General features: G+C 40.2%; 21 protein-coding genes. 14 read left to right on the top strand and 7 right to left on the bottom strand.

Translation table 11 applies throughout. From position 1 onward, the window contains the following. Positions 1–5: 5 nt before the first annotated feature. Both KFO40_RS08785 and KFO40_RS08780 read left to right on the top strand, forming a co-directional pair. On the top strand, positions 6–1,562 hold the full coding sequence (locus tag KFO40_RS08785) for a sensor histidine kinase (protein ID WP_008641002.1): 1,557 nt from the start codon (positions 6–8) through the stop codon (positions 1,560–1,562). Position 1,563: 1 nt separating this feature from the next. Then, complete coding sequence (locus tag KFO40_RS08780; protein WP_004299326.1) at positions 1,564–2,265, top strand: response regulator transcription factor; 702 nt, start codon at positions 1,564–1,566, stop codon at positions 2,263–2,265. 77 nt (positions 2,266–2,342) lie between these two features. Here the strand turns inward: KFO40_RS08780 and KFO40_RS08775 are convergent, their stop codons facing one another. Both KFO40_RS08775 and KFO40_RS08770 read right to left on the bottom strand, forming a co-directional pair. After that, complete coding sequence (locus KFO40_RS08775) at positions 2,343–2,519, bottom strand: hypothetical protein (RefSeq protein WP_004299327.1); 177 nt, start codon at positions 2,517–2,519, stop codon at positions 2,343–2,345. Between the two features lie 140 nt (positions 2,520–2,659). Beyond that, positions 2,660–3,106, bottom strand: a complete 447-nt coding sequence (locus KFO40_RS08770; protein WP_004299328.1) for a MarR family winged helix-turn-helix transcriptional regulator — start codon at positions 3,104–3,106, stop codon at positions 2,660–2,662. Positions 3,107–3,266: 160 nt separating this feature from the next. On the opposite strand from KFO40_RS08770, the gene rpsF reads away from it, so the two are divergent. From rpsF to KFO40_RS08730, 8 genes are all read left to right on the top strand, one after another. Further along, positions 3,267–3,611, top strand: a complete 345-nt coding sequence (gene rpsF / locus KFO40_RS08765; protein ID WP_004299329.1) for a 30S ribosomal protein S6 — start codon at positions 3,267–3,269, stop codon at positions 3,609–3,611. Positions 3,612–3,613: 2 nt separating this feature from the next. Further along, positions 3,614–3,886 (top strand): 30S ribosomal protein S18, encoded by a 273-nt coding sequence (gene rpsR / locus KFO40_RS08760; protein ID WP_004307964.1) that lies wholly within the window; start codon positions 3,614–3,616, stop codon positions 3,884–3,886. A gap of 14 nt (positions 3,887–3,900) precedes the next feature. Next, complete coding sequence (gene rplI / locus KFO40_RS08755; RefSeq protein WP_004307965.1) at positions 3,901–4,344, top strand: 50S ribosomal protein L9; 444 nt, start codon at positions 3,901–3,903, stop codon at positions 4,342–4,344. Between the two features lie 82 nt (positions 4,345–4,426). Next, positions 4,427–6,091: a DUF6377 domain-containing protein gene (locus tag KFO40_RS08750; protein WP_151923025.1), complete on the top strand. Its 1,665-nt coding sequence runs from the start codon at positions 4,427–4,429 to the stop codon at positions 6,089–6,091. 239 nt (positions 6,092–6,330) lie between these two features. After that, the gene (locus KFO40_RS08745; protein WP_211146269.1) at positions 6,331–7,443 is read left to right on the top strand and encodes a Gfo/Idh/MocA family protein; all 1,113 of its coding nucleotides are present in this window, start codon (positions 6,331–6,333) and stop codon (positions 7,441–7,443) included. 12 nt (positions 7,444–7,455) lie between these two features. Continuing rightward, a complete protein-coding gene (locus KFO40_RS08740; protein WP_009040855.1) occupies positions 7,456–8,943 on the top strand; it encodes a Gfo/Idh/MocA family oxidoreductase in 1,488 nt (495 codons plus the stop codon). A 44-nt stretch (positions 8,944–8,987) separates the two neighbouring features. Next, the gene (locus KFO40_RS08735) at positions 8,988–9,851 is read left to right on the top strand and encodes a DUF1080 domain-containing protein (protein ID WP_004316253.1); all 864 of its coding nucleotides are present in this window, start codon (positions 8,988–8,990) and stop codon (positions 9,849–9,851) included. 149 nt (positions 9,852–10,000) lie between these two features. Next, positions 10,001–10,909, top strand: a complete 909-nt coding sequence (locus KFO40_RS08730) for a sugar phosphate isomerase/epimerase family protein (RefSeq protein ID WP_087317230.1) — start codon at positions 10,001–10,003, stop codon at positions 10,907–10,909. 88 nt (positions 10,910–10,997) lie between these two features. Here the strand turns inward: KFO40_RS08730 and KFO40_RS08725 are convergent, their stop codons facing one another. Continuing rightward, positions 10,998–11,219 (bottom strand): hypothetical protein, encoded by a 222-nt coding sequence (locus KFO40_RS08725; protein ID WP_004306615.1) that lies wholly within the window; start codon positions 11,217–11,219, stop codon positions 10,998–11,000. Between the two features lie 159 nt (positions 11,220–11,378). Further along, positions 11,379–13,052, bottom strand: a complete 1,674-nt coding sequence (locus KFO40_RS08720) for a long-chain fatty acid--CoA ligase (RefSeq protein ID WP_004299337.1) — start codon at positions 13,050–13,052, stop codon at positions 11,379–11,381. Positions 13,053–13,162: 110 nt separating this feature from the next. Here KFO40_RS08720 and mtaB point away from each other — a divergent pair, with 110 nt between their 5' ends. From mtaB to KFO40_RS08700, 4 genes are read left to right on the top strand one after another with little or no spacing between them, the layout of a single operon-like run. Continuing rightward, entirely contained in the window at positions 13,163–14,482 is a 1,320-nt protein-coding gene (gene mtaB / locus KFO40_RS08715; RefSeq protein ID WP_087320615.1) for a tRNA (N(6)-L-threonylcarbamoyladenosine(37)-C(2))-methylthiotransferase MtaB, read from the top strand. Positions 14,483–14,485: 3 nt separating this feature from the next. Further along, a complete protein-coding gene (locus tag KFO40_RS08710) occupies positions 14,486–15,409 on the top strand; it encodes a lysophospholipid acyltransferase family protein (RefSeq protein ID WP_134985340.1) in 924 nt (307 codons plus the stop codon). 2 nt (positions 15,410–15,411) lie between these two features. Further along, positions 15,412–16,440, top strand: a complete 1,029-nt coding sequence (locus KFO40_RS08705) for a glycosyltransferase family 2 protein (RefSeq protein WP_087317224.1) — start codon at positions 15,412–15,414, stop codon at positions 16,438–16,440. Between the two features lie 3 nt (positions 16,441–16,443). Further along, on the top strand, positions 16,444–16,968 hold the full coding sequence (locus KFO40_RS08700) for a methylglyoxal synthase (protein WP_004299341.1): 525 nt from the start codon (positions 16,444–16,446) through the stop codon (positions 16,966–16,968). Between the two features lie 132 nt (positions 16,969–17,100). Here KFO40_RS08700 and folB read toward each other — a convergent pair whose 3' ends face one another. The 3 genes from folB to KFO40_RS08685 all read right to left on the bottom strand — a co-directional run bounded on the left by folB (position 17,101) and on the right by KFO40_RS08685 (position 21,492). Then, entirely contained in the window at positions 17,101–17,472 is a 372-nt protein-coding gene (gene folB, locus KFO40_RS08695; RefSeq protein WP_087320610.1) for a dihydroneopterin aldolase, read from the bottom strand. Then, positions 17,459–18,508 carry an acyltransferase family protein gene (locus tag KFO40_RS08690; RefSeq protein WP_128858779.1) on the bottom strand — a complete coding sequence of 350 codons (1,050 nt, stop codon included), beginning with the start codon at positions 18,506–18,508 and terminating at the stop codon, positions 17,459–17,461. The genes folB and KFO40_RS08690 overlap by 14 nt, the downstream gene beginning before the upstream one ends. 302 nt (positions 18,509–18,810) lie before the next feature. Further along, the gene (locus KFO40_RS08685; protein WP_151934589.1) at positions 18,811–21,492 is read right to left on the bottom strand and encodes a 4-alpha-glucanotransferase; all 2,682 of its coding nucleotides are present in this window, start codon (positions 21,490–21,492) and stop codon (positions 18,811–18,813) included. Positions 21,493–21,540: the final 48 nt, after the last annotated feature.

The following is a 21,540-nucleotide window of genomic DNA, read 5'->3' as shown; positions in this document are numbered from 1 at the left end:
TTGCTATGAAGAAGTCAACAATTTGGATATTAGGTATTGTAATGGGGCTTTCCTTCCTTAGTCTGCTGTATTTGCAGGTAAGTTATATAGAGGAAATGATGAAAACCCGTAAGGAACAGTTTGATTCGGCTGTGCGCAATAGCCTGGATCAGGTTTCCAAGGATGTGGAATATGCAGAGACCAGACGTTGGTTGATCGAAGATATTTCAGAAGCAGAAAGAAAAGCGCTGATTGCGAACAATGCTTCCATACAACAAGACAACTTGATTCAGCAAACGCAGCGGTTTACAGTGAAGTCTAAGGATGGAAAAGTATATTCGGATTTTGAGCTGAAAGTGATGACCACTAAGCCCTCCGAGCTTCCGAAGGCTATGATTTCTCCTTACAGGGGGACAAAGACCATTCCGGAAACTTCGCGTTCATTAGTGGAAGCCATCAAGAATCGGTATATGTATCAACGGGCATTACTCGATGAAGTGGCCTGGCAGATGATTTACCGGGGAAGTGACAAGTCGATTGGAGACAGAGTACGGTTTAAAGAACTGGATGACTATCTGAAATCGAGCTTATATAATAATAGTATAGATTTGCCTTATCACTTTACGGTGATCGACAAAGACGGAAGGGAAGTCTACCGTTGTGCGGATTATGAGGCAAAGGGAAGTGAAGACGCTTATCAGCAGGCATTGTTCAAGAATGACCCGCCTGCAAAAATGAGTATCTTGAAAGTACACTTTCCGGGGAAGAAAGATTATATCTTTGACTCCATCAGTTTCATGATTCCGTCGCTGATATTTACACTGGTATTGTTAGTGACATTCATCTTTACGATTTATATCGTATTCCGGCAAAAGAAACTGACGGAAATGAAGAATGACTTTATCAATAATATGACGCACGAATTTAAAACACCGATATCTACCATTTCATTAGCAGCCCAGATGTTGAAAGATCCGGCGGTGGGAAAATCTCCACAGATGTTCCAGCATATATCGGGAGTGATTAATGATGAAACCAAGCGCTTGCGCTTCCAGGTGGAAAAGGTGCTCCAGATGTCGATGTTCGAACGTCAGAAGGCAACTTTGAAGATGAAGGAGATTGATGCGAATGAATTAATATCAGGAGTAATCAATACCTTTGCGCTGAAAGTGGAACGATATAATGGTAAGATAACATCGAACCTTGAGGCCACCGATCCTGTTATATTTGCAGACGAGATGCATATCACGAATGTAATCTTTAATCTGATGGATAACGCGGTGAAATATAAGAAACCGGAAGAGGATCTGGAACTGAAAGTGAGAACGTGGAATGAGTCGGGTAAACTGATGATTTCGATACAGGATAATGGTATCGGTATCAAAAAAGAGAACCTGAAAAAGATATTTGAAAAGTTCTATCGTGTACATACGGGTAATCTGCACGATGTGAAGGGCTTTGGACTGGGATTGGCTTATGTGAGAAAAATTATATTGGATCATAAGGGAACCATCCGGGCGGAAAGCGACCTGAACGTGGGAACTAAATTTATTATTGCATTACCTTTATTAAAAAATAATTGATATGGACGAGAAACTGCGTATTTTATTGTGCGAGGATGACGAAAATCTTGGCATGCTTTTAAGAGAATATCTACAGGCAAAAGGTTATTCTGCTGAGTTATATCCTGATGGAGAAGCCGGTTATAAGGCTTTCTTGAAGAATAAATATGACTTGTGCGTGTTTGACGTGATGATGCCTAAAAAAGACGGATTCACACTGGCACAGGATGTCCGTGCAGCAAATGCTGAAATTCCTATTATCTTCCTGACGGCCAAAACGCTGAAAGAAGATATCCTGGAAGGCTTTAAAATCGGTGCGGATGATTATATCACCAAACCGTTTAGTATGGAAGAATTGACATTCAGAATTGAAGCAATCTTGAGACGTGTTCGTGGAAAGAAGAACAAAGAAAGCAATATCTATAAGATTGGTAAGTTTACTTTCGACACACAGAAACAAATTCTGTCGTCAGAAGGCAAACAAACTAAGCTGACTACCAAAGAGTCTGAACTGCTCGGATTGCTTTGCGCACATGCCAATGAGATTTTGCAACGTGACTTCGCTCTGAAAACAATCTGGATTGACGATAACTATTTCAATGCCCGTAGTATGGACGTGTATATCACGAAACTACGTAAGCACCTGAAAGAAGACGATTCAATCGAAATTATCAATATTCACGGAAAAGGCTATAAGCTGATTACTCCGGAAGTTGAATCTTAATGATTGCGTTTGAGATAACTCCAAATAAAAAATCCCGGGAACATTCGTTTCCGGGATTTTTTATTGATTTTGCGAAATTAATCAGCGATCTTCTTATTAATAACAATATAAGAAATGAGTCCCAGTACTACAAGTACTACTGAAGTACCCAGGATGGCGTTGTTGTTTACATTTCCTGTAAAGGAACAAGCCAGCAGGATGACTACTCCGACCAAGATTAATATCAATCCTAAGTTCTTTAATAAACCTTTCATGTGTGTGTATTTTAATAGATTATAATATTCCAGTCACAAATTAAAGCATAATTCTTTAACGGGCGAAATTATTTGGATAAAAATTCCATTATAAATGCACGATTTAGTGGATTTTATGATTTGGAGAGAAGTTCTTCTATCTAATCTTTTGTATTGTAGAACACCTTTTTCAGTACCTCCTGTCCAATGCTCAATTCGTCGAGAGTGATACCGTGAAGAGCCTCTTTCAGAGTCTGTCCGGCAATGACACGCGCTTTTTCCTCCAGTTCTTTTCCGTCTTTGGTCAGATGGATCAAGTTGGTGCGGCGGTCTTTTTTATCGGAAATGCGCACAACAAGATGTTGCCGTTCCATATTATCTATCAAACGGGTCATGCTGGGCTTGTCTTTAAAAGTTGCATTACACAACTCTTGTTGCGTCACGCCGTCTTTTTCCCACAGGAAAATGAGTACCGTCCATTGTTCGGGACTGATTTCCAATCCGTTCTGACGGAAGTTACGGTACAGTTTCCGGTTGATTGCCGCAGAAACTTTGCCATTTAATATGGCAAATATAAGTCGAATATCGAAATTAAATTGCTCTATCATGAAATTATTGTTTAAACAACTTTGCAAAGGTAAGTCTCTTCCCGGATAAATCCTATCTTCGGATACAAAAAAAGATTAAATATTTGTAGTTCAAAATAAAATGTCTAACTTTGCACCCGCATTTAAAATCAAATAATTTATTTATTTAATTAAACGAAGTATGAATCAATACGAAACCGTTTTCATTTTAACTCCCGTTTTATCTGATGTTCAGATGAAGGAAGCGGTAGAAAAATTCAAAGGCGTTCTTCAAGCTGAAGGTGCTGAGATTATTAATGAAGAAAACTGGGGACTGAAGAAATTGGCTTACCCAATTCAGAAAAAGTCTACAGGTTTTTATCAACTGATTGAGTTCAATGCAGATCCTACTGTAATTGACAAGCTGGAAATTAATTTCCGTCGTGATGAACGCGTAATCCGTTTCTTGACTTTCAAGATGGATAAGTATGCTGCTGAATACGCTGCAAAAAGAAGAAGTGTTAAATCAAACAAAAAGGAGGATTAATCATGGCACAACAAGTTCAATCAGAAATCAGATATTTAACTCCGCCGTCAGTAGACGTTAAGAAGAAAAAGTACTGCCGTTTCAAAAAGAGTGGTATTAAGTATATCGACTACAAAGATCCTGAATTCTTGAAGAAATTCTTGAATGAACAAGGAAAAATCCTTCCGCGTCGTATTACAGGTACTTCTTTGAAGTTCCAACGTCGTATCGCGCAGGCTGTGAAGAGAGCTCGTCACTTGGCATTGCTGCCTTATGTAACTGACATGATGAAATAAGAAGGAGGAAAAGTATGGAAATTATATTAAAAGAAGACGTAGTAAACTTGGGTTATAAGAACGATATCGTAAACGTGAAATCCGGATACGGTCGTAATTATCTGATCCCGACTGGAAAAGCTATCATCGCTTCTCCTTCTGCAAAGAAAATGTTGGCTGAAGAACTGAAACAGCGCGCTCACAAACTTGAGAAAATCAAGAAAGATGCTGAAGCTATGGCTGCTAAGTTGGAAGGCGTTTCTTTGACTATCGCAACTAAAGTTAGCTCAACCGGTACTATCTTCGGTTCTGTTGGTAACATCCAGATTGCTGAAGCATTGTCTAAACTGGGTCATGAAGTTGACAGAAAGATCATCGTTGTAAAAGACGCTGTGAAAGAAGTTGGTAGCTACAAGGCTATCGTTAAGCTTCACAAGGAGGTTTCGGTAGAAATTCCTTTCGAGGTAGTTGCTGAATAAGAGCAAATTTACTTCATATATGAAAAGCGATTTGTTCTGAACGAATAAATCGCTTTTTTTTGTTATCTTTGCTATTACTATTATGAAATTCAACTATTGTTTTCTAAAGAAGAGGTTTTTGCTTCTGCTGATTGCTTTGGGAATTGGCAGTGTTCTTTATGCAAATAATGAGTTGAAACTATTGACTGATTCTTTGCGTAGAGTGATAGATGAAAAACACGTCTTTGTTAAAGAGAAAGAGGATCGGATAAACCGGATAAAATGTATGTTGAGAAGTCCCGGTTTGACTCTTGAAGGAGAATATAGAATCAATCTACGGTTATATAATGAATATAAAAAGTTTCATATTGATTCAGCCATCCATTATGTTGATCGCAATATTGAGATTTCCCGCCAGTTGAATAGACCTTATTTCACCAACCAGTCGTCTTTACATCTTAGCCTTTTATATTCGATGTGTGGCAGGTTCCGCGAAGCGGAGATTATTTTGAAAAGTATAAAGACTTCAGAACTTCCCAGAGATTTATTAATAAACTATTATCAAACTTATTCCAGCTTTTGGGGACACTATTCGATTTCTGTCGCCAATAATCTGTATGGCAAGCAGCAGGCTGCTTACCAGGATTCGTTGTTTGCCCTCATTGACCACACTTCTTGGGATTATCGAATGTCCCAGGCTTCTTATTATATTTGGCGTGATACGCTGAAATCGAAAGAAATTTATAAAGAACTGCTGGAGATTGAGGAAGTGGGGACGCCCAATTATGCTATGATAACTCATTCATATTCTAGGTTATGTCACCATCAGAAAAAGTATGATGAAGAAAAAAAATATTTGATGTTGTCGGCAATAGCCGATACCCGGAATGCTACGCGGGAAAATGCATCCCTGCAATCTCTTGCATTGATAGCTTATGATGAACAGAATTTAGCTGATGCCTTTAAATTTACACAGTCCGCTATTGATGACGTTATATCTTCCGGTATTCATTTCCGGGCCATCGAGATTTATAAATTCAATTCTATTATTAATACAGCTTATCAGGCGGAGCAGGCCAGATCACGGTCGCATCTGACTACTTTTCTTATTTCTACAAGTATTATCCTTTTTCTTTTAGTCCTGTTGGTGCTTTTCATCTATATTCAGATGAAAAAGACGTTGAAAATAAAACAGGCATTGGCACAGAGTAATGAGGAGCTTTTGCGATTGAACAACAAGCTGAATAGCATGAACAGCCAGCTGAATGATACAAATAATCAGTTGTGCGAAATTAATAGTATAAAAGAGTATTACATAGCCGAATTCTTTGATGTCTGTTTTAGTTATATCCATAAAATGGAGAAATATCAGAATATGCTGTATAAAATAGCTATTAATAAATACTATGATGAACTGATTAAGAAGCTAAAATCATCTGCGCTTATTGATGAAGAGCTTGGCGCTTTATACACTCGTTTTGATAAGGTCTTTTTGGGTCTGTATCCCACTTTTGTATCTGATTTTAACGCTCTGTTGAAAGATGAAGAGAAAATTATTTTAAAACCGGACGCTTTATTGAATAGGGAACTTCGTATTTATGCTTTATTACGCTTGGGTATTACGGATAGTGGAAAGATAGCGAACTTTCTCCGTTGCTCTACAAGTACGGTTTATAATTATCGTACGAAAATGAGAAATAAGGCAGCCGTCGACAGGGATGAATTTGAGAATGAAATTATGAAAATTAGTTCAACACAAGAGACATAATTATTATTTTAACATTATAATACTTTCCAAATCATCTACATTTTTTTGATGTGTCAAGTTAGCTAAGTTGTTGATTAATAGTAAAAAATGCTATTTTTATATCTACATAAAGTAGTGTAAGTCAAATAAGCCGTTATTTATTTAGCTAGATTTGCAATATCAGTTTTTAGCTCATCAGTTTGGTAGTTAGAAGTTGATGTTTTATCTATTATTTGTACTTAAATTCACTATGTTTAATTATGAACACGCAATCTTCAGTAAACACGAGAATTAAAGTTGGAATTATCGGTTTTGGTAGGATGGGAAGATTCTACTGGGAAGCGATGACTAAAAGTGATCGGTGGAATATTGCTTATATTTGTGATACCGATCCGGCATCACGTCAGTTGGCTAAAAAGCTTTCCCCTAACTCTATTATAGTAGAAGATAATCAAAAGATTTTTGAGGATGAAAGTGTGCAGGTAGTCGGGCTTTTCACTTTGGCTGACTCGCGGATGGAACAAATAGAAAAAGCTATTCGTTACGGCAAACACATTATTTCAGAAAAACCAGTTGCAGATACAATGGAAAATGAGTGGAAAGTTGTAGAAATGACAGAAAACACAAATCTCATTTCTACGGTAAATCTGTATCTGCGAAATTCCTGGTATCATAATTTAATGAAGGAATATATCCAGCAAGGGGAAATCGGAGAGCTGGCTATTATTCGTATTTGTCACATGACTCCCGGCTTGGCACCAGGTGAAGGTCATGAGTATGAGGGACCTGCTTTCCATGATTGTGGAATGCACTACGTAGATATTACCCGTTGGTATGCAGGATGTGATTATAGAACATGGAATGCCCAGGGAGTGAATATGTGGAACTACAAAGATCCTTGGTGGGTGCAATGTCACGGAACTTTTCAAAATGGGGTCGTTTTTGATATTACCCAAGGATTTGTTTATGGGCAATTATCTAAAGACCAGACACATAATTCGTATGTAGATATTATAGGTACAAAAGGGGTTGTGCGTATGACGCATGACTTCAATACTGCTGTTGTCGACCTACACGGTGTCAATCAGACCATCCGTGTAGAGAAACCTTTCGGCGGCAAGAATATAGACGTGTTGTGTGACCTGTTTGCTGATTCGGTAGAAACCGGAAAACGCAGTTCACGATTACCGCTAATGCGCGATTCGGCTATTGCATCCGAATATGCATGGACATTCTTGAAAGATACCCGCAAACACGATTTGCCCGCTATTGGTAATTTGCGCACTTTGGAGCAAATACGCGAACGAAGAAAAAACATGAAAAATGGATATGGATTGTTGCACGGCAACCTTCCAAAGATTATTAACCCTTAAACAAATAAAATCATGTCAAACATTTCGAGGAGAAAATTTCTCAAAACGGGAGCCGCTGCTTTAGCAGGTATAACCATTGCTCCCAGTACAATTTTAGGTATGAGTCACGGGCATATTTCGCCTACTGATAAACTGAATCTTGCAGCTGTGGGTATTGGTGGCATGGGACATGCCAACATTAATCACGTAAAGGGCACTGAAAATATTGTGGCTCTTTGTGATGTGGATTGGAAGTACGCAAAAGGCGTGTTCGACGAATTCCCCAAGGCTAAAAAATACTGGGACTATCGTAAGATGTATGATGAAATGGGTAAATCTATCGACGGTGTGATTATCGCAACTGCCGACCATACTCATGCTATTATCACTGCTGATGCAATGACAATGGGAAAACATGTATATTGTCAGAAACCATTGACCCACTCTGTTTATGAATCTCGTTTGTTGACAAAACTGGCTGCATCAACGGGCGTGGTTACCCAAATGGGTAATCAGGGGGCATCGGATGAAGGTACGGATTTAGTATGTGAATGGATTTGGAATGGTGAAATCGGTGACGTAACGAAAGTTGAATGTGCAACAGACCGTCCTATTTGGCCTCAAGGATTGAATGTTCCTGAAAAGGTTGATAAAATTCCTAGCACATTGAATTGGGATTTATTCACAGGTCCTGCTAAAATGAATCCTTATAATGCTATTTACCATCCTTGGAACTGGCGTGGATGGTGGGATTACGGAACAGGTGCATTGGGTGATATGGCTTGTCATATTTTGCATCAGCCGTTTAAAGCATTGAAATTGCAGTATCCTACCAAAGTGGAAGGTTCATCGACATTATTGTTGAATGCTTGTGCTCCACAGGCACAACACGTGAAAATGATTTTCCCTGCTCGTGAAAATATGCCGAAAGTAGCTATGCCTGAAGTGGAAATACATTGGTATGATGGCGGTATGATGCCAGAACGTCCGAAAGGATTCCCAGAAGGAAAACAACTGATGCAGAGCGGTGGTGGTTTGACTATTTTCCACGGAACAAAAGATACATTGATTTGCGGATGTTATGGACAGAATCCTTGGTTGCTTTCAGGTCGTAAACCAAATGCACCGAAGGTTTGCCGTCGTGTTCCTAAAGCAATGAATGGTGGTCACGAAATGGATTGGGTACGTGCATGTAAAGAAGATAAATCTAATCGTATCATGACTAAATCTGACTTCTCAGAAGCCGGACCTATGAATGAAATGGTAGCAATGGGTGTATTGGCTATTCGTTTGCAAGCTCTGAATAAGACTCTTGAGTGGGATGGAGCTAACATGTGTTTTACAAATATCGGTGATAACGAAACCATTCGTACTGTTATCAAAGACGGATTCAAGATTCATAATGGTCATCCTACATTTGATAAGACATGGACAGATCCGATCAATGCAAAACAGTTTGCGGCTGAATTAGTGAAACATAATTATCGTGAAGGCTGGAGACTGCCTGATATGCCAAGATAAAAGTAGATTAAAAATTAAAGATTAAAAATTAAATAGTTGATATCATGAAAAAAGTATTTTATCCATTAGCTTGTTGTTGTCTTGCTGCAGGCGTTTTCGCTTCTTGCGGTGGTCAGAAGAAAGCAAATGCTCCGGAAGAGCAAAAAGTTGCGTTGACTTACTCTAAATCATTGAAAGCGGCAGAAACAGATAGCTTGAATTTGCCTGTTGATGAAAATGGTTATATCACAATCTTTGATGGCGAAACATTTAACGGATGGCGTGGTTATGGAAAAGACCGTGTTCCTTCTAAATGGACAATTGAAGACGGTTGTATCAAATTCAACGGTTCTGGTGGCGGTGAAGCTCAAGACGGTGATGGTGGTGACCTGATTTTTGCTCACAAGTTTAAAAACTTCGAACTGGAGATGGAGTGGAAGGTTTCTAAAGGTGGTAACTCCGGTATTTTCTATTTAGCTCAGGAAGTTACATCGAAAGATAAAGACGGTAATGATGTGCTTGAACCTATTTATATTTCCGCACCTGAATATCAGGTATTGGACAATGCCAATCATCCGGATGCAAAATTGGGTAAGGACAACAATCGTCAGTCAGCTTCTTTGTATGACATGATTCCGGCAGTTCCTCAAAACTCTAAACCGTTTGGCGAATGGAACAAGGCTAAGATTATGGTTTATAAAGGTACAGTTGTTCACGGACAAAACGATGAAAACGTACTTGAATATCATTTGTGGACAAAACAATGGACTGATATGTTGCAAGCAAGTAAGTTCAGTGAAGAAAAATGGCCTTTGGCATTTGAATTGCTGAATAATTGCGGTGGCGAAAATCACGAAGGTTTCATTGGTTTGCAAGATCACGGTGACGATGTTTGGTTCCGCAACATCCGCGTGAAAGTTTTGGACTAATCGAATAGCAATAAAGAAAGGCACGGGTTACGTGTATTTCACGTTTTTTTTGAATGGCGATTGCCATGGAGTAACCGTGAAGTCTGTGTAATCCGTGCCTGTTTTTTCTATGTAAACCTGAATAATTGTAACCCACTAATATCTATTATATGAAAACTAGAATTTATATCTGTGCATTGGCTGCTCTTTTTATTATTCCACTGGCAGTAACGGCACAAACCAAGAAAAAAGCTAAAAAAGAAGTAGCAATTCAGCTCTATTCTGTCAGAGATATATTAAACAAGGTAGACAACAAAAATGGTAAGTGTGACCCCACTTATACTGCTCTTCTGAAGAAATTGGCAAACATGGGATATACCGGTGTTGAAGCAGCCAATTATAACAACGGTAAATTTTATGACCGTACTCCCCAACAATTTAAGAAAGATGTCGAATCGGCAGGATTAAAAGTCTTGTCTTCACATTGTACAAGACAATTGTCTAAAGAAGAATTGGCTTCCGGCGACTATTCAAAGTCACTTGAATGGTGGGATCAATGTATTGCCGATCACAAAGCTGCCGGTATGAAATATATTGTAGCTCCGTGGATGGATGTACCTAAGACACTCAAGGATTTAGAAACATATTGTGCATATTATAATGAAATAGGCAAGCGTTGCAAACAACAAGGTTTGTCGTTCGGATATCACAATCACGCTCATGAATTTCAGAAGGTAGAAGATAAAGTGATGTATGATTATATGTTAGAACATACGAATCCTGAATATGTTTTCTTCCAGATGGACCTTTATTGGGTAGTTCGCGGACAAAACAGTCCTGTTGATTATTTTAATAAATATCCCGGTCGCTTCCAGATATTCCATGTGAAAGATCACAGAGAGATTGGACAAAGTGGAATGGTCGGTTTTGATGCTATCTTTAAGAATGCAAAAACTGCAGGCGTTAATTATCTCGTTGCTGAAATCGAAAAGTATAGTGTTCCGGTAGAGGAAAGTGTAGAAGAAAGTCTGGATTATTTATTGAACGCTCCCTTTGTGAAAAGTTCATACGCTAAATAACGTGTGGCTTGCTAAAATAAAGGCATAAAAAAAAGTCTGTGCATGCTTTCGCATGGCAGACTTTCAATTCTCTCTAGCTGTTTCTGAATTATTCAGCTACAGTTTCAGTTGCAGTGCTATCAGCATTCAAAGAATCTGCTGCTGCGGCTGCTGCTTGTTCAGCTTCAAGAGCTGCTGCTTCTACTGCTGCGATTGAGTCAGCGATACGGATAGAATCTGCAGTTGCTTTTGCTGCGTCAGCTGCTTTGTTACCACATGATGCGAATGATACTGCTACGATAGCTACGGCCATCAAAACTAATTTTTTCATTTTCTTTGCTTTTTAAAAACGTAATACAATCAATTGCTTTATTAAAACGATGCAAAGGTATGTACTTTTTCAATATGTTGTTCTCGAAACGCCAACTTTTTTTATATTTTTTTTTGTAACTGGCCACTTTTCTCCCCTTTTTATATGTTTTAGAACATGCTAATCGACAGCAATACTGTTATATAAGTATCTTTTTATGCTTCTTTTGGGCGTTTTTTCAAATTCAGTAGGGTAGAGTTGGATCTTGCTGATTTTCTCATAAGCGGCTACGTTGCTGTTCAGGTTCTTAAGATTTTCATCCATGATTGTTTTCAGGTTATCCGGATTATTTAATCCGAGAGAATCCAACGCTTCGTAATCGGCATAAACAAGTGCCACTAATTTTTTATTGCGTTCGATAACAAGACTTTCGAGAATGAAAGGCAGGTTATTCAGTTTGGTTTCCAACTCTTCGGGGAAGATATTCTGTCCGCTAGAACTTAAGATCATAGTTTTGAGTCGTCCCCGGATGAAAATATTTCCGTTGCTGTCCATGGAACCGAGGTCACCGGTACGTAGCCAGCCGTCCTGCGTGAATACTTCCTGTGTTGCTTCCTGGTTCTTGTAGTAGCCCACCATCACATTTTCTCCCCGAACCTGGATTTCTCCGGTTTCTGCTTCCGGGGTTTCCTTATAGATACGTGCTTCCATTATATCTAGAATCTTTCCGGAAGAACCTAGTACAAATTCATCCCAGGGGGCGTAGCTGATAAGCGGACCGCATTCTGTCATTCCATAACCGATGGTAAAAGGGAATTTGATTTTGTAGAAGAATTCTTCTACTTCCTTATCCATAGCGGCGCCACCGATAATGATCTCTTTAAACCGTCCTCCCAGTGCATCAATCAGTCTTTTACGTATCTGGTTGTAGATTTGGGTGTCGAGCAGAGGGATATTGAGTGCCCACTTCATACCTTTTTTATTAATGAGTGGCTGGATAATATTCTTATATATCTTTTCAATCACTAGCGGGACAGTAATAATAAGGTTAGGTTTCACTTCCTCAAAAGCTTTCATTATAATTTTAGGAGAAGGCGTTTTTCCAAGCAAAGTGACATGGGTGCCGACAGCCGTTGCTGTCAGAAAGTCGAATGCGCAACCGTATGCGTGGGCGAGGGGAAGGAAAGAAAGCACTTTATCCCCTTTTTTAAGGAGTTCGGTACGAATACCGAAAGTGACATTGCCGGCAAGATTGTTTCCTGTCAGCATCACACCCTTACTGAAACCGGTGGTTCCGGAAGTGTAATTTAACAGCATCACTTTGTCATTGGATAAAGTGGTGTACTGAACATCTTCACGGGTAAATCCTTTCGGATACAAAGCATGCATCTCTTTATCGGTATTTTTCAGAAACTTCTGTATGGTTTCCCCGTCACGTTGATAAAGACACCGGAAATCAGTCAATGAGAATACTCCCCGTAGTCCCGTTAATTTTTCCTCTTCCAAATTCTCCCAAATGCTGTCGCTGGTGAACAGGAATACAGATTCGGAATGATTGACGATATGATGAACGTCATTAGGCGTAAAATCTTGAAGGATAGGGACAATGATCGCTCCGTATGTGATCGTTGCCATATAGGCGATGCACCAATGAGCGTTATTTTTGCCGATAACTGAAATCTTATCTCCTCTGCGAAGGCTACAATGTTTGAATAACAGATGTAAACGGGCGATTTTTTCAGCTACCTCACCGTATGTATATTGGGTATCTTCTCCATAATCAGTATAACAAGGCAGATCCCAATTCTCACGAAAACTATTTTCGTATAGTTTAATGAAATTCTCTTTAATCATTGCACGTTTTTTAGTGGATTGTGCAAAAATAGGAATAAACTTTCGTATCCTAAAGTGTTTTACTGATAATAATGTGTAACTTTGCAAAGTTAATGTGTTTATAACAGCTTATGATAGATACCACTGTATTTCAAAATAAGACAGCCGTTTATTATACTTTAGGCTGCAAATTAAATTTTTCAGAGACTTCAACTATCGGTAAAATCCTGCGTGAGGCAGGAGTCCGGACTGCGCGCAAAGGAGAGAAAGCAGATATCTGTGTGGTAAATACCTGTTCGGTGACAGAGATGGCGGATAAGAAATGCCGGCAAGCCATCCACCGCTTGGTAAAGCAGCATCCCGGTGCTTTTGTGGTAGTGACCGGATGTTATGCGCAATTGAAGCCTGGCGACGTGGCAAAGATAGATGGAGTAGATGTAGTGCTGGGAGCGGAACAGAAGGGAGAGTTACTTCAATATCTGGGCGACCTCCAAAAGCATGAAAAAGGAGAGGCTATCACTACTACAACCAAAGATATCCGTTCGTTTTCTCCCTCGTGTTCACGGGGAGACCGTACTCGTTTCTTCTTGAAGGTGCAGGATGGATGCGATTACTTCTGTTCATATTGCACGATTCCTTTTGCCCGCGGGCGAAGTCGTAACGGGACTATTGCTTCCATGGTTGAGCAGGCCGGGCAGGCAGCTGCTGAAGGCGGAAAAGAAATCGTTCTGACCGGAGTGAATATCGGAGATTTTGGTAAAACAACAGGAGAGAGTTTCTTTGATCTGGTAAAAGCATTGGATCAGGTAGAGGGAATCGAACGTTATCGTATTTCTTCCATAGAACCCAATCTGTTGACTGATGAGATTATCGAGTTTGTGTCTCATTCCCGTAGTTTTATGCCTCATTTTCATATCCCTTTGCAATCCGGTTGCGATGAAGTTTTGCAGTTAATGCGTCGTCGTTATGACACTGCTCTTTTTGCTTCGAAAGTGAAGAAGATAAAAGAGGTGATGCCGGATGCTTTTATCGGAGTGGACGTGATTGTGGGAACCCGTGGAGAAACACCCGAATACTTTGAACAGGCTTATCAGTTTATTGATGGTCTGGATGTGACGCAGTTGCATGTGTTTAGCTATTCCGAACGTCCCGGAACGCAAGCCTTAAAAATAGAATATGTGGTTTCTCCGGAAGAGAAGCATCAGCGTAGTCAGCGTCTGTTGGCACTATCGGATCAAAAGACACAGGCTTTTTATGCACGTCATATCGGGCAGACAATGCCGGTATTGATGGAAAAATCGAAAGCTGGTGCTCCGATGCATGGATTTACGGAGAATTATATTCGTGTAGAGGTGGAAAGTGATGACTCGCTGGATAATCAGGTAATTAATGTACGTCTGGGAGAGTTTAATGAGGAGATGACAGCACTTAAAGGTACAATTTTGATATAAGTTATGAGATCAAAACTTATCTATTGGTTGGTATACAGTGGAATGTGGCTGTTTTCAGCTCTTCCGTTCCGGGTTCTATATATGCTTTCGGATTTTAATTATCTGCTGATGTATCGTGTTGGAAAATATCGTCGGAAAGTAGTTCGGGGAAATCTATTGAGATCATTTCCGGAAAAAACTGATGCGGAGAGATTACAGATAGAACGTAAGTTTTATCGCTATTTGTCGGATTATATGCTTGAAGATTTGAAATTGTTGCATATGTCTGCCGAAGAACTTTGTGAGAGAATGACTTATAAGAATACGGAACAATATCTTGAACTGACAGAAAAGTATGGAGGTATTATAGTAATGATTCCTCATTATGCCAATTATGAGTGGTTGATAGGCATGGGAGCAATCATGAAACCAGGGGATGTTCCCGTACAGGTTTATAAACCGTTGAGGGATAAATATTTGGATGAGTTGTTTAAACGTATTCGTTCTCGTTTCGGGGGGTATAATATTCCGAAACATTCTACAGCCCGTGAAATTATTAAGCTCAAACATGATGGAAAAAAGATGGTAGTCGGTTTGATTACTGATCAATGGCCCAGTGGATATGATAAATATTGGACTACCTTTTTAGGACAGGAAACCGGTTTTCTGAATGGTGCGGAGCGAATTGCCAAAATGATGAATTTCCCTGTTTTCTATTGTGAGCTTAGTAAGAAGCGCAGAGGATACTGTGAAGCGGAGTTCAAGTTGATGACGGAAACACCGAAAGAAACAAGAGAAGGAGAAATCACGGAAATGTTTGCTCATAGATTAGAACAGACGATTCGTAAAGAACCGGCATATTGGTTGTGGTCTCATAAACGTTGGAAAATGACTCGTGAAGAAGCCGATCGATTAGAAGAGAAAGAGCTGAACAAGAAAAAAGAATAATAATGAAAGTTTCAGTTGTAATTTTAAATTGGAACGGGTGTGATATGCTCCGTACTTTTCTTCCGTCTGTCGTCCGGTATTCGGAAGGGGAGGGGATTGAGGTCTGTGTGGCTGACAATGGTTCTACGGACGCTTCCGTTACTTTGCTTCAACAGGAATTTCCTTCTGTCAGAACGATTGTTCTCGACCAAAATTATGGCTTTGCGGATGGATATAATTTAGCATTGCAGCAGGTCGACGCAGAATATGTAGTTCTTTTGAATTCGGATGTCGAGGTGACGGAACATTGGTTGGAACCAATGATTGCTTATCTTGATAAGCATCCGGAGGTAGCTGCTTGTCAGCCGAAGATACGAAGCCAGCGGCAAAAAGAATATTTCGAATATGCCGGGGCAGCCGGTGGCTTTATTGATAAATACGGTTATCCTTTTTGTAGGGGGCGTATTATGGGAGTTGTGGAGAAAGACGAAGGCCAGTATGATACGGTAATTCCTGTTTTCTGGGCCACGGGGGCAGCGTTGTTTATCCGGCGCACTGATTATGTGAATGTCGGGGGATTGGATGGACGTTTCTTTGCTCACATGGAAGAAATAGATTTGTGCTGGCGACTCCGTTCACGGAATCGTGAGATTGTCTGTATACCTCAAAGCATTGTCTATCATGTGGGGGGAGCTACTCTTAAAAAAGAGAATCCTCATAAGACTTTTCTTAATTTCCGTAATAATCTTGTCATGCTCTATAAGAATCTTCCACAGGAGGAGTTAAATAAAGTGATGCGTATCCGGACTTGTCTCGATTATCTGGCGGCGTTCAATTTCTTGTTGCAAGGGCACTGGGATAATGCTAGTGCTGTGATGCGTGCGCGGAAAGAGTATAAACGATTATGTCCGTCGTTTTCTTTATCCCGTGAAGAGAATATGAGAAAAAAAACTTTGAATCCGATACCTGAACGGACAAAAAGTAGTATCTTGTGGCAGTTTTATGCGAGGGGATGCAAACGATTCTCTCAATTGTCGGATTTAAAAGGATAGCAAATGAAATCAAAGGTTAGAAGAGGCATCGGGCTGGTAGCGCATGATGCAATGAAAAAAGACCTCATCGAATGGGTACTGTGGAACTCGGAACTGTTGATGGGTAATAAATTCTACTGTACAGGTACTACGGGTACTTTGATATTGGAAGCATTGAAGGAGAAACATCCTGATGAAGAGTGGGATTTTACGATTTTAAAATCAGGTCCGTTAGGTGGTGACCAACAGATGGGATCACGTATTGTGGATGGGCAGATTGATTATCTCTTCTTCTTCACGGACCCTATGACATTGCAACCGCATGATACGGATGTAAAAGCATTAACCCGTTTGGCCGGTGTAGAAAATATTGTTTTTTGTTGTAACCGTTCTACGGCGGACCATATAATTTCCAGTCCGTTATTTATGGATCCTGATTACGAACGCATTCATCCGGACTATTCCAGCTATACAAAACGTTTCCAGGATAAACCTGTGGTGACGGAAGCTGTCGAATCGGTAAATAGAAGAAAAAAGAAGAGAAAATAAGCCGGTAGTTTACGGCTGTGAAAATAGAAGCAGATCTTGCTTAAAAAAGGAATGCAGATGATACGGATTACTTTATTAATATCGTATTATCTGCATTTCGTCATTTATGTTTCATTTCTAGCTGTGATTATCTTATTTCTTGCTGCAGTGTAGCTCAATTCCTGCGGACTCTATATCTGCTCCCATCGGTGGGTTTCGTTTGGAAAGCCGGAGTTCGATTTCTTCAATACAGGGGAATTGGTCAAAGAGTTTTTGTATAATCCGTCCGCTAACGTGTTCCAGCAATTTCGAGGGAACAGCCATTTCATTTTTTATCACTTGATGTACTTCGGCATAGTTGACGGTGTCGGTAACTTCATCTGTCTGGGCAGCTTTGCTGATATCTACTTTCAGTTTCAGGTCAATGAGATATTCATTCCCAATCAGATTTTCTTGCGGTGCGACTCCATGATAGGCGTAACAACGAATTTCTTTCAAAAGGATATAGCTACTATTTATCTTCATATACTGTCTTTTTAGTGTGATCTTGTTTGACTTTTAACAGGTCTTTCTGTGCAACCATTTGTGGAATCACTTTAAGAAAGACGGGTGTGAGCAGAAGGCAGATGCTTAATGTTATAAGCAGAAGTGCGCTTGCTTGTGCCCAACTATTGTGAATATAACGGCTGACTAATGGACCTAAAAAATGAAGTATCGGTCCATGAATACTCAAGGTGATGATTGAATATCGTCCCAAGTAAGAAACAACCTTTATCTTCTTCACTTTTTTGCAAAGTAACATAATCATAAATATTCCTGCAAACGCAGCGATATATACTTGAAAAATATTTCCCGTATAATTGTTGGTACGCATGCCCAATGTGGTAGCGGTAAAGTACATTACCACCAGTGCCAATACAACAAAAAACGGTATCAGTTTGTCGAAACGATGGCTGGGATATAGAAAGAAATTATACCGTCGGATCCAGAAACCGGCTACATAGAAGGGGAGGGCAGTCATGGAAACATCTATATACAGGGGTAACTCTATCTGTAATTTTCCGAGATAAAATCCTGCGCAACCAATCAGGATTGTCACAGCGAACATGACAGGCAGATGCTTTTCGCGCAGAAAGTGAATTAGATAAAACAGGATGTTGCAATTGAATAATGCGAGTAGAAACCAGATCGGTGGATTGAACTTGATAAGGTCGTGTCCATGAAATACAACCAAGAGTTCATTCCACGACACAGGCAGTTGAAATACCCCCGGAGCAATCTTCCAAACAATGTATTTCATTAGAAATGCACTTAGATAGAAGAAAAGAAAAGGAATAATCAATTTGTTTATTTTTCGTAGGATGAATCCGAACAGGCCTTCGTATGATTTGAAAAACACTCCCGAGATAAAGAAGTAAAGCGGCATGCGGAAACAGGATAACATCGAATTCGTATCCAGTTGTTCGAAGGCCCCTCCAACGTGTGCCATTACCACAAGGATAATGCAGACTCCTTTGGTTAAGTCCACAAAATCGATACGTCTGCTCTGGTTGCCTTCCATTATCTCTTTTAATTTCTCTTTTTCGGCGCAAAGATACTTTATAAATCGGAATAAAAAGAGGAACATTGAAAAAATAAACGAATGATGCGAAAAGCGAAAAAGTATGATATATAGTAATGATATTATTGCGAAAAAAACGGTTGACTATGTTTTGAAACTCCTTATTTTACCTCTGTTATCAATATATCCTTGAAAAACGAATGACGCGGATCACATAGATTTTTAGCGTTCTTAATCTAGTGTTATCCGCGTCGGTAGTGTCCGGAAAATATCCTTTTTGAAAGTTACTTGTACCTTTTATTCTATTTATTCGGATCTCTTCCTGTGTATTTAATCAATTCGCTAATCTTATCATTGAGTGTTTTTGCTTTCATCAACTGTTCCAGAGTGAGATGCATCCGGTATCTCCAGTAGTTTCGTGGATTGGATGGAACATTAATTCGCTCTTCCGCCACATTCGGATTTCTCCATTTCCCGTCTATTGATAACCAATCCTGGAAAGACAAGATACAGAGAATGGAATTACTGTTGAGATGGTTGCGTACGATTTCCTCGCACAACTCCGGGGTGGCAGTTGTCGGTGCAACTCCGTAATGTCCTAACGTTGCATTATAGTAACGTTGGGTCTGTTGATAATCTTCTTCCCACCAGCCACGCAACGTAGACATATCGTGAGTGGAGATTGTGCAGACAGACCGGTACGGATACTCATTTAAATGCCCGAATTCATGCATCGGATTCTTAGGCATTCGCTGAATTTCCAGACTAAGAATCCGGAGCTCATTCATCACCGACGACACACAAGCAGGAATCATCCCCAAATCTTCTCCACAAACCAACATGCGGGTTGACTGTGTCAGTTGAGGTAACTTCTTCATAGCCTGTTGATACCAGAACTCGTTGTGCCGATGATAATAATATTGATCGTATAGTTTGTTAAACGCATTTTTCTCTTCTTCGTTCAGCGACCGGAATACGAAATCCCGTTGCACACCGATGCGCGGGTGGTATTTACCTTCCTCTTTCTTATCCGCAACAAATAAGACGTTGCTGATTAATGAATAAAGCCCTTCCCGAATCCATACACTATCTTCATCATTTCTACCGGCAAAGAATTGTTCTACCTCCCGTTGTGTTTCGAATCCCGGTTTCATCCGATAAAGTCCGGAGTCATCAACCAATTGAAGAAAGTCCTGTTTGACTAAATGGGTATGCGGTCCGAACAACTGTCCGAGGAAAGATTCATGGATGAATGGTAGCAGATATTCATCGCGGAACGTTAGACCATAACTTTCGATTTCTTCCCGGCTCATCGGCAAAGAAGGATCAAACTGGCCTAACAATCCGTGTACAGCGTGCATCGGTATTTCCCAAATACGGAAGAAACCGAGGATATGATCGATCCGGTAAGCATCGAAGTATTCCGCCATTTTTTGAAAACGCTTCATCCACCAGCGGTATCCGTCTTTTTCCATGACATCCCAGTTGTATGTGGGGAATCCCCAGTTTTGCCCGTTGATCGAGAAATCATCGGGCGGAGCACCCGCTTGTCCGTCGAGATTGAAGTAATGGGGTTCTGTCCAGGCTTCCACGCTGTTGCGGCTGATACCAATCGGAATATCCCCCTTTAATACAACACCGTGTTGGCGGGCATATTCGGTTGCAGACAACAACTGCAGATGCAGATGATACTGGATATAATAATACAACGAGATGTGAGGATAATCTGCCGTTCCCGGTTGGCACATTTTTTCTATATCTTCCGCTTGGTAAACAGAGTGTCGCGGCCATTGGCGGAAATTGGGCGTTTTGTAGGCATCGCGCAGATAACTAAAGACTGCATAAGGTTGCAGCCATTCCTTGTTCGTTTCAAAGAAATCTTTGAAACCTTTGGAAGCCAATACCTTTTCTCCTTCCTGTCGGAACAGTAAGTTGAAAAACTCCCATTTAGTTTGGTTGACCGCTTCGTAGTCAATAGCAGGGAGGCTGTTCAGTTCCTTTTGCTTCTTGCTGAATTTCGATATCGCTTCTTTATCTTTCAGAGTTCCCATTTGCCTGATATCCGCATACATCGGATGGAAAGCATAAATAGAAATGCTGTTATAAGGATAAGAGTCCGTCCATGCATGAGTCATGGTGGTGTCGTTGACCGGTAAAATCTGAATAACTTTCTGGCGAGTATTTACTGCCCAGTCGACCATACGTTTCAAGTCGCCGAAATCACCTACTCCGAAACTTTTCTCTGATTTTAAAGAAAATACGGGTATAGCGATTCCTGCCCCTTTCCATGCGGGAATGTCGAAATAAACATATCGGTCGGAAATCACGAGCGTTTCGTTGGTCTTCAGTTCCGGGTCTGCCAGATAGCGGTTAGGGTTTTTCTCCCAGCAGTCTGCTTTCTTTTCCTGTTTGTTGTAGAGGATGAATTTATATTCCAGCGGATATTTTAGTTTGCTGGCGTCCAGCTCTATCTGCCATTCCGGGAAATTGGTATCACTCATCAGCACCGCTTTCTCCGGGTCCCAGTGACCTAATGATTTCTGGTTGCCACAAATTGCCAGGCAATAATCTTTGTTGATACGTGGGGCGTAGGCCTTGATAACCAGTCCCTTCTTATATCTTTGCGGGATATTCTCTTTTTCAGGATGTGCCAGTAAGGCTTCTGTAAAAGCAGAACTATAAAGATACAGTTGTTCCGGGATATTTTTCCAGCAATCATTGATTCTGTATATCTTCCTGGAGCTGCCTGATAAGAAAATAGATCTCGAAAAACTGTCCCATTCCTTGCGGATAACTATTCCGTTTTGCTCTATCTGATAGCTATAATTGATAGTCATCCCTTCTTGAGGGACTTCAAGCTCAAGTTCTGCCGTCCAATAGATACCATCGGTGGTGTGTAAAGGAATTGATTCCGGAAATAAGCCGGAAATCCTTACTTCTTCTCCCCAATTGGTGCGGTATTCAATATTAAATGATAGAATCATATATATTAGATTTTGATTGTATATGTAAGACACTGCAAGTATAAGACA

This window comes from Bacteroides sp. 1001302B_160321_D4 (assembly GCF_015667765.1).
Lineage (GTDB): Bacteria > Bacteroidota > Bacteroidia > Bacteroidales > Bacteroidaceae > Bacteroides > Bacteroides xylanisolvens.
Note: the sequence above shows the minus strand (reverse complement) of the source record. Positions and strands in the feature narration are given on the sequence as shown.